This is a genomic window from Metabacillus niabensis (assembly GCF_020524345.1).
Taxonomy (GTDB): domain Bacteria; phylum Bacillota; class Bacilli; order Bacillales; family Bacillaceae; genus Metabacillus; species Metabacillus niabensis_B.
Genome location: NZ_JAIVLH010000005.1, coordinates 247445 through 260794 on the forward strand (window position 1 = coordinate 247445; position 13350 = coordinate 260794).

Annotated in this window: 15 protein-coding genes and 1 tRNA gene; 11 read left to right on the forward strand and 5 right to left on the reverse strand. The window is 35.8% G+C overall.

What is annotated here, in order from left to right:
* Nucleotides 1-84: 84 nt before the first annotated feature.
* The 5 genes from LC095_RS08825 to LC095_RS08845 are packed head-to-tail and all read left to right on the forward strand — an operon-like array spanning nucleotide 85 to nucleotide 4580.
* The gene (locus tag LC095_RS08825) at nucleotides 85-1377 is read left to right on the forward strand and encodes an acetylornithine deacetylase (protein ID WP_226527814.1); all 1293 of its coding nucleotides are present in this window, start codon (nucleotides 85-87) and stop codon (nucleotides 1375-1377) included.
* On the forward strand, nucleotides 1378-2052 hold the full coding sequence (tenA, locus tag LC095_RS08830) for a thiaminase II (RefSeq protein ID WP_226527815.1): 675 nt from the start codon (nucleotides 1378-1380) through the stop codon (nucleotides 2050-2052). It abuts the gene before it with no gap.
* A complete protein-coding gene (locus LC095_RS08835) occupies nucleotides 2045-2815 on the forward strand; it encodes an ABC transporter ATP-binding protein (protein ID WP_226527817.1) in 771 nt (256 codons plus the stop codon). The genes tenA and LC095_RS08835 overlap by 8 nt, the downstream gene beginning before the upstream one ends.
* On the forward strand, nucleotides 2812-3564 hold the full coding sequence (locus tag LC095_RS08840) for an ABC transporter permease (protein ID WP_226527818.1): 753 nt from the start codon (nucleotides 2812-2814) through the stop codon (nucleotides 3562-3564). Before LC095_RS08835 ends, LC095_RS08840 begins: the two co-directional genes overlap by 4 nt.
* Nucleotides 3546-4580, forward strand: coding sequence for an ABC transporter substrate-binding protein (locus LC095_RS08845; protein WP_319005785.1), 1035 nt, complete (start codon nucleotides 3546-3548; stop codon nucleotides 4578-4580). The genes LC095_RS08840 and LC095_RS08845 overlap by 19 nt, the downstream gene beginning before the upstream one ends.
* A gap of 1 nt (nucleotide 4581) precedes the next feature.
* On the opposite strand, the gene LC095_RS08850 is transcribed toward LC095_RS08845, so the two are convergent.
* Nucleotides 4582-4667 (reverse strand) — tRNA-OTHER (locus LC095_RS08850).
* A gap of 110 nt (nucleotides 4668-4777) precedes the next feature.
* A complete protein-coding gene (locus LC095_RS08855; protein WP_226527821.1) occupies nucleotides 4778-5530 on the reverse strand; it encodes a SurA N-terminal domain-containing protein in 753 nt (250 codons plus the stop codon).
* A gap of 473 nt (nucleotides 5531-6003) precedes the next feature.
* Between LC095_RS08855 and proC the strand changes: the two genes are divergently transcribed.
* From proC to LC095_RS08875, 4 genes are all read left to right on the forward strand, one after another.
* Entirely contained in the window at nucleotides 6004-6852 is an 849-nt protein-coding gene (proC, locus tag LC095_RS08860; protein WP_226527847.1) for a pyrroline-5-carboxylate reductase, read from the forward strand.
* A gap of 41 nt (nucleotides 6853-6893) precedes the next feature.
* A complete protein-coding gene (gene proB / locus LC095_RS08865) occupies nucleotides 6894-8024 on the forward strand; it encodes a glutamate 5-kinase (protein ID WP_226527822.1) in 1131 nt (376 codons plus the stop codon).
* 13 nt (nucleotides 8025-8037) lie between these two features.
* Nucleotides 8038-9300 carry a glutamate-5-semialdehyde dehydrogenase gene (locus LC095_RS08870; protein WP_226527824.1) on the forward strand — a complete coding sequence of 421 codons (1263 nt, stop codon included), beginning with the start codon at nucleotides 8038-8040 and terminating at the stop codon, nucleotides 9298-9300.
* 122 nt (nucleotides 9301-9422) lie between these two features.
* Complete coding sequence (locus LC095_RS08875; RefSeq protein ID WP_226527825.1) at nucleotides 9423-10433, forward strand: DUF3231 family protein; 1011 nt, start codon at nucleotides 9423-9425, stop codon at nucleotides 10431-10433.
* Between the two features lie 132 nt (nucleotides 10434-10565).
* On the opposite strand, the gene LC095_RS08880 is transcribed toward LC095_RS08875, so the two are convergent.
* The 3 genes from LC095_RS08880 to LC095_RS08890 form a co-directional block, all read right to left on the reverse strand.
* Nucleotides 10566-10727, reverse strand: coding sequence for a DUF1540 domain-containing protein (locus LC095_RS08880; protein ID WP_226527826.1), 162 nt, complete (start codon nucleotides 10725-10727; stop codon nucleotides 10566-10568).
* Nucleotides 10728-10902: 175 nt separating this feature from the next.
* A complete protein-coding gene (locus LC095_RS08885; RefSeq protein ID WP_226527827.1) occupies nucleotides 10903-11985 on the reverse strand; it encodes a copper resistance D family protein in 1083 nt (360 codons plus the stop codon).
* A 3-nt stretch (nucleotides 11986-11988) separates the two neighbouring features.
* Nucleotides 11989-12561, reverse strand: coding sequence for a copper resistance protein CopC (locus LC095_RS08890; RefSeq protein ID WP_226527829.1), 573 nt, complete (start codon nucleotides 12559-12561; stop codon nucleotides 11989-11991).
* Between the two features lie 260 nt (nucleotides 12562-12821).
* Here LC095_RS08890 and LC095_RS08895 point away from each other — a divergent pair, with 260 nt between their 5' ends.
* On the forward strand, nucleotides 12822-12926 hold the full coding sequence (locus LC095_RS08895) for a YjcZ family sporulation protein (RefSeq protein ID WP_078434634.1): 105 nt from the start codon (nucleotides 12822-12824) through the stop codon (nucleotides 12924-12926).
* A 41-nt stretch (nucleotides 12927-12967) separates the two neighbouring features.
* Nucleotides 12968-13093 (forward strand): YjcZ family sporulation protein, encoded by a 126-nt coding sequence (locus tag LC095_RS08900; protein WP_226527830.1) that lies wholly within the window; start codon nucleotides 12968-12970, stop codon nucleotides 13091-13093.
* The last annotated feature ends 257 nt before the right edge of the window (nucleotides 13094-13350 follow it).

The following is a 13350-nucleotide window of genomic DNA, read 5'->3' on the forward strand; positions in this document are numbered from 1 at the left end:
AGTCTTTTACCATTATTTTATGCCATTCAAACCACTTCTCAAATAGAAGTGGTTTTTTATTTGAAAAAAAGGAGGAGAGTTTGCATGGAAAAATCGATTACACAATTAGTTGAAAGTGTTCATGAACGTAAAGATGAGTTGGTTTCTTTCGTTCAAAAGCTAATTGAATTTAAAACCCCTGCACCGCCGGCTCGAAATACAGGGGAAGCACAACTGTTTATTGCAGATTTTTTAAAGCGTAAAGGTTTTTTAATTGATAAATGGGATGTATATCCAAATGACCCAAACGTTGTTGGTGTTAAGAAAGGTACTCAGTCTGCTTCTTATAAAAGCCTAATTATTAATGGACATATTGATGTAGCTGAGGTACATGAAGATGAACAATGGGAAACAAATCCTTTTATTCCTATTGTAAAGGATGGAATGATTGTCGGTCGTGGTGCGGCAGACATGAAAGGCGGATTGGCTGGCGCATTGTTTGCTATTCAATTATTACATGAGCAAGGTATTGAACTTCCCGGTGATCTTATTTTTCAATCTGTAATTGGAGAAGAAGTTGGAGAGGCAGGGACTTTAGAATGTTGCAATAGAGGTTATACTGCTGACTTTGCAGTTGTGGTTGATACAAGTGATTTACATATTCAAGGTCAAGGTGGAGTTATTACTGGATGGATTACAGTCAAAAGCTCACAAACTTATCATGATGCGACAAGACGTCAAATGATCCATGCAGGTGGAAATCTTTTTGCAGCAAGTGCAATTGAAAAAATGACAAAGATTATACAAGGACTTCAGGAGCTCGAGCGTCATTGGGCTGTGACAAAAAGCTATCCTGGTTTTTTACCTGGCACAAATACGATTAATCCGGCAGTAATTGAAGGGGGACGACATGCTGCCTTTATCGCTGATGAATGTCGTTTATGGATCACAGTTCACTATTACCCGAATGAATCACATCAAAAGATTATTCAGGAAATTGAAGAGCATATTCTGCATGTTGCAAAGTCTGATCCGTGGCTTAGAGATCATCCACCGCACTTTAAATGGGGTGGCAAATCAATGATTATAGATAGAGGAGAGATTTTTCCCTCATTAGAAGTAGATCCAATCCATCCTGCTGTAAAGCTATTAGTATCTACACATGAATCAGTTTTACAAAAACCAGCAATTGTAGATGTTTCTCCAACAGTAACAGATGGGGGATGGTTGGCAGAGGCAGGAATTCCGACAGTTATATATGGACCGGGAAAATTGCATCATGCCCATTCTGTAAACGAACAATTGTCTATAGATGAATTAGTTGAATTCACAAAATCGATTTTAATGTTTATTTATGAATGGAGTCATACAGATAAAAAAGAGAAGGGAATGTCCTAAATGACATTTAGTCAGAGACTTTATGATAAAGTGAAGCCTATTTGGGAACAAAATCATGCTCATCCCTTTGTTCAAGGGATGGGAGATGGAACACTTGCAAAAGAAAAGTTTAGATTTTATATGATTCAGGATTATTTGTACTTAATTGAATATGCGAAGGTATTTGCATTAGGTGCAGTTAAAGCAACAGATGTGAAGACAATGGCACGCTTTGCTGAATTGTTACATTCTACATTAAATGAAGAGATGGAACTTCATAGACAATATGCGAAAAAATTTGGCATTACAACGAAAGAACTAGAAGAAGCAAAACCTTCTCCAACAACTCTCGCCTATACACATTATATGTTACATGTAAGTCAAAACGGAACACTTGCTGAGTTAGTTGCTGCTTTGCTTCCTTGCATGTGGAGCTACTGGGAGATAGGCAAGGATTTAGCGAAAAAGAAGGAAGCGTGTGACCATGAATTGTACGGTGAGTGGATTACAATGTATGCTTCAGCTGAGTTTGGTCAGCTTGCCACTTGGTGCATTGATTTAATGGATGAGCATGCAAAAGGGAAACCAGAACCCGAGTTACGTAAATTAGAAGAAATCTTTCTGAATACTACTCGCTTTGAATATATGTTTTGGGATATGGCGTATCATGAAGAGATGTGGCCGATTAATGACTAATAAAATACTACAATTTAATAATATTAGTTTTCACTACGAAAAAGATTCCTTGCAAAAGCCGATTCTTAAAAACCTGAACTTGGAGCTATATGAGGGGGAATTTATCAGTTTTCTAGGGCCAAGCGGATCTGGAAAAAGTACATTATTTAAATTAATCACAGGATTGGAACAACCAAGTGAAGGTGAGATTTTTCTGCGAAATCAGCTTGTTATCAATAGACTGGGACAGGTAGGATACATGCCTCAACAAGATTTACTCTTACCTTGGCGGACAATTGTAGAAAATGCAGCACTCCCACTTGAGATTAAAGGGCTGAAAAAGCGGGAGGCATATAAAAAAGTGATCATGCTATTGGATGAGTTTGGTCTTAAAGGAGTGGAAAAACATTTTCCAAGTGATTTGTCAGGAGGAATGAGGCAACGTGTATCCTTTTTAAGAACAATATTAAGCGGGTCTAACATTCTATTACTTGATGAGCCTTTCAGTGCATTAGATGCAATCACAAAATTATCACTTCAGGAGTGGTTATTAGCTCAATGGCAAAAGCGGAACGAAACGATTTTGTTTATTACTCATGATGTGAATGAGGCATTATTTTTATCAGATCGTATTTTTGTGTTTTCTGAATCACCTACAACGAAATTAAAAGAAATAAAGATTCCGTTACTTCGACCAAGAAATATAAAAGACTTGAATCACCCAGATATTCTCCAATTAAAAGATGAACTATTGGATGAGTTGCGAATGAGGCAGAAACTATGAGTTGGATACATAAATATGGTGCCTCATTTAGTCTTATCATCCTGCTATTAGTCGTCTGGGAAATAGGCGCAGTATTTCTGAATATGGGCTTTATCCTTCCTACACCAACAGATGTAATTGTGAAAATTTGGGACCTAAAAGAATCATTATTTTTAGAGCATTTACCTGCTACCTTTCTAATTATCATCATCGGGTTAAGTTTATCAATTTTCTTTGGAGTTGGTCTGGCAATTTGGATGAGTGTAAGTAGTACGGTTGAAAAAACGTTATATCCTTTGATTATTTCATCTCAAACCATACCAATTATTGCACTTGCCCCGATATTTGTTCTTTGGTTTGGTTACTCAATTTGGAGTAAAGTTGTTGTGACTATTCTTATTACGTTTTTCCCTATAACGGTAAATACATATGATGGACTTAAAGCAACAAGCAAGGAATATAAAGAAATGCTATTGACAATGGGAGCGAGTAAAAAAGATATTTTTTTTAAGCTTCAGATTCCCGGGTGTGCACCGTACTTTTTATCAGGGTTAAAGGTCGCTGTTACATTAAGTGTAATAGGTGCTGCAATTGGTGAATGGATTGGAGCTCAAGCGGGTTTAGGCTATTTTAGCAGAAGAATGATGACTCAATTTGATGGAGCTGGTGTATTTGCTCCAATTGTCATTCTCTCATTAGTAGGAATTGGATTATTCCTTATTGTAACACTCATTGAAAAAAAGATGTTTAAATGGAGGAAAACAAATTGAAAAAAGCTTTCGTATTGTTCATAGGTTTATCTTTAGTTATTTTATCAGCATGTTCCAACAAAACTAGTACAACTGAAACAGGTGGTGAAGCAGGGAAAGAAGAATTAAAGGATATTAGTATAATGCTTGATTGGTATCCGAATGCTGTTCATAGCTTTTTATACATTGCAAAAGAAAATGGATACTTTGAAGAAGAAGGACTGAATGTAGATATTCAATTCCCGGCAAACCCTACAGACCCTATTAATTTAGCTGCTGCAGGAAAAATCACTTTAGGTATTTCCTACCAACCAGATGTGATCATTGCTCGAGCAAATCAAGATGTTAAGATAAAATCAGTAGGTGCAATTGTTCGTTCACCTTTAAATCGTGTCATTTTTTTGGAGGATAGCAAGATACAATCTCCGAAGGATTTAGAAGGAAAAACCGTGGGATTTCCGGGAATCCCTCTAAATGAATCTTTAATAAATTCAATGGTAAAAGCAGATGGAGGAAACCCTGCAAATGTTGAAATGATTGATGTTGGATTTGAGCTGGGCTCTTCTATTGTCAGTAAAAAAGTAGATGCTGTCATTGGTGCATATATTAATCATGAGGTACCAGTCCTGGCTCATGAAGGTCATGAAACTCGTAACATCAATCCCACCGAGTATGAAGTGCCAAACTACTATGAGCTCGTAGCGGTAACAAGTGATCAAACATGGGAAAAAGAGCATGAATCAATCGAGGCTTTTTGGAGAGCTGCAACGAAAGGATATCAATTTACTGCAGAAAATCCAGATGAAGCCCTACAGATATTATTAAAAAACCAAGATGAATCCAACTTTCCGCTTATAAAAGATGTTGAAGTTCAGAGCTTAGATATTTTATTGCCTCTGATGAAGTCAGAAGAAGGATTTGGTAGTCAGGATCAACAACAATGGGAAGAAACAATTAAATGGTTGAAGGATGCAGGATTAATCGAAAAGGAACCTATTGTAGAGGATATCTTTGTGAATATCGCAGATGAGGAATAGAAGGACTTGGTGGGATTTGAACCCACAAAATGTACAACAAGTTAACGGGGTAACTGTTGACTGCTCTACACATTGAGCTACAAGTCCTAGTGATAGTGTGTGCAATTAAACGCATTTATACAAGTGAATTTTATAAAAATTAACAAGGCATATCAAAAACGGTTGTTCAAATTGAACAACCGTTTTTGATTCATTGTTTATAATTTTAACTCAATCTTCGCGGTTTCACGAAGCTCCTCTACTTTTGCTGCAAGTTTTTCTTGTGTTTTCTGACCTTCGAGGTTAGTCTTTAATGTATCCTTAACATCTTCGTACTTTGGAGTTTCTGCTGATTCTTCTCCAGAACTTGTCATTTTGTCATAATATTCTTTTACTTCTTTATCAGTCACTTCTTCTACCTTTAAGTCATTCTTGACATATTGATCATATTTTACTGTGTCGGCAATTTGAGCCTTAAGTTCATCTAGAGTAAGGCTATTTGCCTTTAATGCTTCATTAAAGGCATCATCATTTTCATACTTAGCCTTTAAGGTATCCAGCTGTTTATTAATATCTTCTTCTTTCGCTTCGTAGCCCTTTTTCTCAATTTCCTGCATAATAAGAGTTTGTCCTACAAGGCTTTCAAGTGTATAGTCTTTTAATTGTTTTGCTAGTTCTTCAGTTGTCGGGTCTTGTCCCATACTAGTGAATTGCATTTGTGACATACTTAAAGCGTCGTTGTATTCATTACCTTTAATTTCTTTACCATTTACAATCGCAACAACTGTATCTTCTTCTACCTTTTGTGCATCAAGCTTTTTTTGCATCTCCTCAGGATCAACAGCTGCTTCTTCTTCTCCGGTAGCTTTTTCTTCTGTTTCCTTTTCCTTTGCTTTATCTTCATCGTTGTTGCAAGCAGCAAGTGATAAAGAAAGTATTCCGACGAATAGTGCTAGTAAAAATTTTTTCAACTTGAAAAACTCCTTTCGATCCTACGAAACATTCAAGACATAGGTACATACTAGGAATTGTATAATAGTTAACGGAAAAATGAAAGGTTTTCAAATTATTTAATAGAAGAGAGTAGTTTTTAAATTGTTAAAGTTGTCGGATTAAAAACCAAAATTGGTTTCATTAATGGGAAAATGAGAAAAAAACAAGTCCCGATTTAAAAACGTAAAAAACAATTAATCAAACAACTTGGCAACTAGACAATTGTATGAAAATTTAAAAAATCAAATCTTGATATAAGGGGATGAGAAGCGTTAGAGACGTCTGAGACGCTTTTAAAAGAGTATATGTATAAATGGTAACGCTTACACTAACTAATTGGAAGAAATACTCACAACATTACTTGAACACCTTGATTATGAAAATCATCGTGTTAGTATTAAAACGTGAGCAAAAATACGAACAAAAATACGAACGAAATTGGAGAGATGAGATGCTACACGATAAAACAGTTGCGTTTATAGGCGCAGGTTCTATGGCAGAGGCAATGATATCTGGACTTGTAAAATCAGAAAAATTTCCAACACATCAGATTGTTGCCACAAACCGCTCAAATGCAGAACGATTAGCTGCTTTAGAAGCAATTTATGGTATTAACAGTTGTAAATTAGAAGACTTACAGTTTGACCAAATAGATGTCATTATTCTGGCAATGAAGCCAAAAGATGTAGATCAGGCATTAAGTGGAATCAAGCAACATATTAAACCAAACCAACTCATTTTATCAGTACTAGCTGGAATTACAACAACATATCTTGAACAAAACCTTCATATTGGCCAGCAGGTAGTCCGAGTTATGCCGAACACATCAAGTGCTATCGGTGAATCAGCTACTGCCATATCCCCAGGTCATGAAACATCAGAAAACAATGTCATTTTAACTAAAACATTACTAGAATGCATCGGTGAGGTCTACACAATCGATGAAATGGATATGGATGTCTTTACAGGTCTTGCAGGAAGCGGACCCGCATATTTTTACTATTTAATGGAGCATATGGAGCAGCAAGGAGCAAAGGCTGGATTTGATGTGGAGACAACAAGAAAGATCATTGCTCAAACTATCAAAGGTGCTGCAAATATGGTTCAAGCGCAAGGTGAAACACCAACCATCTTAAGAGAAAAAGTAACTTCACCAAACGGTACGACAGCTGCAGGTCTAAAAGCACTTGATGAAAATGGCGGAGGCAAGGCAATTGCCAAAGCTGTTGAGCATGCCGCAATACGTTCAAAAGAAATAAGTGAGCAAATCCAAGAAAGTCTTTTAGTTAATTCTAAATAATAGATTAAATATAGAGATAAAAAAGATTCAGGAGTGATATAATGGCGACCCTTGAAAATGAGAAAAAACGGGTTGTAATAAAGGTTGGAAGCAGTTCCTTAACAAGTCGACACGGTGAAATTAGTCGACGGAAACTAGAGAAATTAGCAGATGAAATTGCATTATTAAAAGATGAAGGACATGAAATAGTTTTTGTATCATCTGGAGCTGTAGCAGCTGGCTATCGAAAATTAGGATGTATTAATCGTCCGACATCTTTACCTGAAAAACAGGCAGCAGCTTCTATTGGTCAAGGTTTATTAATTGAAGCATATTCGGAAATTTTCTTGTCACACGGATATGTTGCTTCTCAAATATTAATAACCCGCAGTGATTTTTCAGATGAAACCCGCTATAACAATGTAAGAAATACGTTAAATGTACTGCTGGAAAGAGGGATTATCCCAATTGTTAACGAAAACGATACAGTGACAGTCGATCGTTTGAAATTTGGCGACAATGATACATTGTCTGCAAAAGTAGCTGGTTTAATTGAAGCAGATCAATTAATTATTCTATCTGATATCGAAGGATTATATGACTCAGATCCACGAAAAAACGAGCAAGCAAAATTACTTGAAAAGGTATATGAAATTACCCCTGAAATCGAAGAGGGGGCTGGTGATTCCGGTAGTAATGTTGGTACAGGTGGAATGAGATCAAAAATTGATGCAGTCAAAATAGCAATGGCATCAGGTATTTCTACCTTTCTTGGGAAAGCAAGCATTGCAAATATTCTTACTGAAGCAGTCCGAGGCGATGCAAAGGGAACGTATTTTGAACTCACAAATGAGACTGTTAACTTAAATAGAAAGAAACAATGGATTGCCTTCCATTCAGGTCCGGAAGGAGAAGTTGTCATTAACCAAAATGTCAAAATGTCCATTGCTGATCATAAACATAGTATTTATTCATCAGATATTGAGCAAGTAAACGGTCAATTTGAAAAAGGTGCGGTCATTCGAATCCTTGATCATGAGGGTGAGAGAGTTGGCCTTGGGGTTGTTAATTATTCGACAGAGGAATTAGAAAACATGAAGCGTATAACAGGTGGAGATATTCAAAGGCAAGAAGTTGTTCATTTTGATGATTTAGTTTGTGAGCTTGAATTATCATTACCCGTAGGAGTTTAAAAGGAGGAATTGGATGTCTGTCATTGAAAAGCATATATCAGTGGAAGCACAAGCAATAGCAGCGAAAAAAGCAGCAAAAAAAATAAGTTTAATATCGACAGAAGAAAAAAATGAAGCGTTGCATATTATAGCTGATACCCTGGAGAAAAATACGGGGCGCATACTTCATGCAAATGAGCGTGATCTACAAGTAGGGAAAGAAAAAGGCTATGATGCAGCTTATATGGATCGTCTTGCTTTATCAAAGGAGAGGATCGTTGATTTTGCAGAGGGATTACGACAAGTAGCAAAACTTGAGGATCCGACAGGAAAAATATTATCCAATTGGACTTTAGATAATGGATTATTGGTTGAAAAGGTAACAGTGCCTTTAGGTGTTATAGGGATGATTTATGAAGCACGTCCTAATGTGACAGTTGATGCAACAGGACTTGCACTTAAATCAGGAAATGCAATTCTTTTAAAAGGCGGATCATCTGCTTTATCATCAAACAAAGCAATTGTAGAGGTTATGCATGAAGCATTAAATACAACAAAAATCCCAAAAGAAGCAGTTCAATTTATTGCGAGTACTGATCGTGAAGCAACACAACAGTTGTTCACAATGAAGGAACATATTGATGTGTTAATTCCTCGTGGTGGCGGCTCTCTCATCAATGCTGTTGTAAACAATGCGACTGTTCCTGTCCTTGAAACAGGCGTGGGAAACTGTCATTTATATATTGATGTAGAAGCAGATGTTGAGAAAGCATTAAATATTCTTGTTAATGCAAAAACAGACAGACCAGGTGTATGTAACGCATTAGAAACAGCTATTATTCATAAAGAGTGGCTTGATAAAAACAAAGAACAATTAATTAACACATTGAATAAAGAGGGCATTACAGTTCATGGTGATGAAACAGCATTATCCTATCTACCTGATGCTTTACTAGCCAAAGAAGAAGATTGGGCTAATGAGTATTTAAGCTTGGATCTTGCAGTAAAAACAGTAGAGAGTGTGGAAGAAGCGATAGATCATATTGAAAGATATGGTACGAAGCATTCAGAAGCAATCGTTACTGAAAATAGAGATACGGCAAAAATCTTTATGAATTTAGTGGACGCATCCGCTTTGTACCATAATGCCTCGACACGTTTTACGGATGGTGGTGCATTAGGATTTGGTGCAGAAATTGGAATTTCAACACAAAAATTACATGCACGTGGTCCAATGGGATTACCTGCATTAACGACAGTTAAATTCCTCATGTCAGGAAATGGTCAAACCAGATAATAAATGATCAGGACTTACCGTTATGGTGGTCCTGCTTTTTTGTCTAAGAATTTCTATAAAATACATAATTTTATATAGGTGGTGAAAACTTATAATACATATGAAAAAAGCAGGTGTACACAATGGAGAAAAAAACAAACATTCAATTGACGGCTGCTGAAATGTCAGTGTTATGGACGCAATATATAAATGATACAGCTTCTGTATGTGTTGTGAGTCATTTCTTAGAAAAAGTAGAGGATGAAGAGGTTCATCCTGTTTTGAAATTCGCACTCGATGGTTCGGAAAAAAATCTTGCTTTTCTAAAAGAATTATTTCAAAAAGAGAAGTTCCCAATACCCCTTGGTTTTACAAAAGAGGATGTTAATAAGGATGCTCCTCGTTTATTTTCTGATACTTTTTCACTTATATATTTGAGAAATATGTCCATATTAGGGATGGCAGCGGCAAGTGGGGCAATTGGATTTTCTACTAGATCTGATGTTGTATCGTTTTTTAAGAGTGTACTTAAAACAGCTGTTGGACTACAAGATTTAACAAGAAATTTAATGCTAAAGCAAGGGACATATATAAGACCTCCATATATCTCTGTACCTGATAAAGTTGATTTTGTGGGGAAACAACATTTTCTAGCAGGATTTATGGGGGATAAAAGGCCATTAACAGCACATGAAATTACAATGCTATTTAATAATATTCAAACAAATGCAATCGGGAAAACGTTAATTATGGGGTTTGCTCAAACTGCTAAAAGGAAGGAAGTGAAAGAGTATTTTTTAAGAGGAAAGCGAATTGCTCAAAAGCATATAGATCTTTTTAGTGATATCTTAAAGAAAGAGGATTTACCTGCCCCAATGACTTGGGATACAGCACTTACAGATTCAACGGTTCCTGTATTTTCTGATAAGCTTATGATATTTCATATTTCAGCCATGATTGCAGCAGGAATTGGAAATTATGGTGCCTCTATGTCAGGCAGTCCAAGGAGAGATCTTGCTCTAAGATATGCCTCTTTAGTACCTGAAATTGGCCTTTATGCAGAAGATGGCGCAAATATTATGATAAGTCATAGTTGGCTTGAGGAACCTCCTCAAACAGATGATCGTGATCAAATAATAAAAAAAAATAATTAATTATATATAAAGCGACTGATTAAAATATCAGCCGTTTTTATTTTATTGTATTAATATGAATAATAATGATAATTATTTTCAATACTACTAAAGAAAGAGGCAACCCCTCATTGGTTGCCTTTTCTAATAGCCTTACAAATCAGCAGGTTCAAATGTTTTGCAGTCTGTGTCACTGCTTGTGGAAGCGTTCTTTTCTTTATGATTCACTACATAAATTTGAGTTGCACCACATTTGTTCTCATTGTTAATGTTATGGATACAGCTACTAACTTCACATAATACGTCTTGTGCCATATTAAAACACCTCCTTCATTGTTAGGATAAGCAAACTAATGCTTTCTTATTCAATGATTGGAGGTGTTTTAATCTTATTGGCTTCTATTTTCAGAAAATTAATATTATTAAGAAGCTAATCAACCTTTGAATAGTGATTATTTTTAACTGTCCCTCTTCTCTATTAAGCTGATTATTAGGTAATAACAATTGAAAACATTAAACCCAGGTAGGTTGAAATGATAAAGGCAATACCAAAGCTTAAAGCAATTAGAGGTGAGATTTTTTTGAAAAAGCTAACAATCATCATCATGATAAATAACACAGCAACTACTAGTAGAACAATCGATTGTAAACCTATATCAAGTTGCACGTTAAATGGAGCTTGAATATTTAGCCCTAATATAGGTTCAACCCAATTTGCAGGGCCCTCCTGTAAAAATGTCGCATTCACTTGATGTGGAGGAGGAAGAGTCCCTAATATTCCTGTAATAAAAAAGACAATCATAAGGATAAATGTTTCTGCTTGTACCCATTTAATGGGATTGAAATTCTCATCTTGCATAGTTTTTCGAGATAAAAATCCGTTTATTAATCCAAAGACAAGGATAGGTAAAATACTTATATGCTTAAGTAAAAGCATCTGTCCATATGTCAGAACCCATGAGTTTGTATAATCGCGTGGTTCAACCACAAAAAGCATGAGGCTGATCCCAGATATCGTTAAAATGACAATCAATATGATCGATAAAGGTGTAAACCATCGAAGAAATGCATGCCAATTATTTATCTCTTTTGCTAACCAACCAACATGAAGAAGTACGCCAACCCATATAGTGATCGTTAAAAAATGGATGCAATGTGAAAGTAAGCCGGGTAAAGCATCAAGTGTTGAGGCATGACTTGCATAACCAACTGAAATAATCATGACAAGGATCAATACTGCCTGCAAATACTTTGGGCCTTCCACATAAATTGTCATCCATAATAAAACTGCGAAAAAGCTTCCGTAGAGCCATGCAATGCCAACTTGAAACTCAGTTAATATAGAATAGGCAGTTAAACTAAATAACCCATCCTCAGAAAAGAAAGTAATTACCTGAACAACAGGTAGAAAAGTTAACACAATAATACCTAATACACTTAATAATAAACTCTGTTTTGTTACAAATATAACAGGCTTTCTAGATTGAGGTATAAATTGTAAGAAGATATACCCTACTAAATAAGAAAAGAGCATATATGTAGCATACTCTGTAATTGGAATTAGTTGACTCATACTTTACCTCTTTTTACGAAAAATAACCCATGTTCCAGCAATTAATAAGACAATGAGGACAATGACTGAAAGGGTTGCAAATGTTGAAGAATTCGAATCTTCGTTTGAGCTTGTCTCATTATATTGAGGTTCTTCTACAATATCTTCACCACTTTGTTCTGTTGATTCCTCGTATTCGGGTGCTTCACTCTCTGTACCTTCTTTTTCTTCAGGTTGAGTTTTTTTTGTCTCAGGAATTTCCACAGTAAATGGGATATCTCCTGTCATCGCATGTCCATCCTTTGCGGCTATTTTCCATGTTAAGACGTAGTTTCCATTTGTTAGTGGTGTGGTAACTGTACCAATAATCTCTTTTTCATTAACAGTAACGGAATCTAAAGGAACTTCTGTATCATTTTGCTTTAAGATAAGTGTACTTTGTTTTTCAATTTCACCGGCAAATTCAACTTTCAGCTCGGATAATGCCTCATTAATTACTTGACCTTCCTCAGGGGTGGAATTTGATACTGTTGTATGAGCAGAGACAATGAATGGAAGCATCCAAAGAACGCTAATTAGAAATACTATTTTTTTCATCAAATCATCCTTCACATATAAGAAATAGGCTTGTTAGAAAAGTGTTTGACGCGAACAACCAGCTTTTAACACTTATACTATACAGTTTAACATTGAATTCCCTCTTTATTCATAAACGATTTCTAACAAATTAGCAAACAAAACATGTTGATCCTTAATGCCCATTGAAATAAAAAAATTTATAGGAACTGTGCATCCGCCCTTACAGACAAGTACCTATATACATAGTGTATTAGTACAACGAAAGGGAGGTGTTGTAAGTGAGTGGTGCAACTCCAGGTTATGGCTACGGTGGTGGCTTTGCTTTGATCGTTGTGTTATTCATCCTGCTAATTATTGTGGGCTCTGCTTACGTTGTATACTAGTTTGCTGCTGATTTCAATTATTATATAAAGGAGGAATTTATATGTACGGATATGGTTATGGACATTGTGGTTACGGATATGGTGGAGGATATGGATATGGTAGAGGATTTGCGTTAATCGTTGTATTATTCATTTTATTGATTATCGTTGGTGCTGCTTGGTTATAAGATGAACCAAGGGAAAGGACCTGATTTCTCAGGTCCTCAGGCTGTCGAGAAACCTCGGCAGCCTATTATTTTTATCTGAATACTTTAACTTTTCACCGCGTTAATTTGGTATAATATAGATAACTAATTGGGAGGGTGATATTTATGTTCAATACAAGAGAAAACACACAAAATGAAGTTGAATTTATAGTAATAGATGACCTTGTTCCTGAAAATCATCTACTTCGAAAAATAGATAAATATATAGATTTTTCATT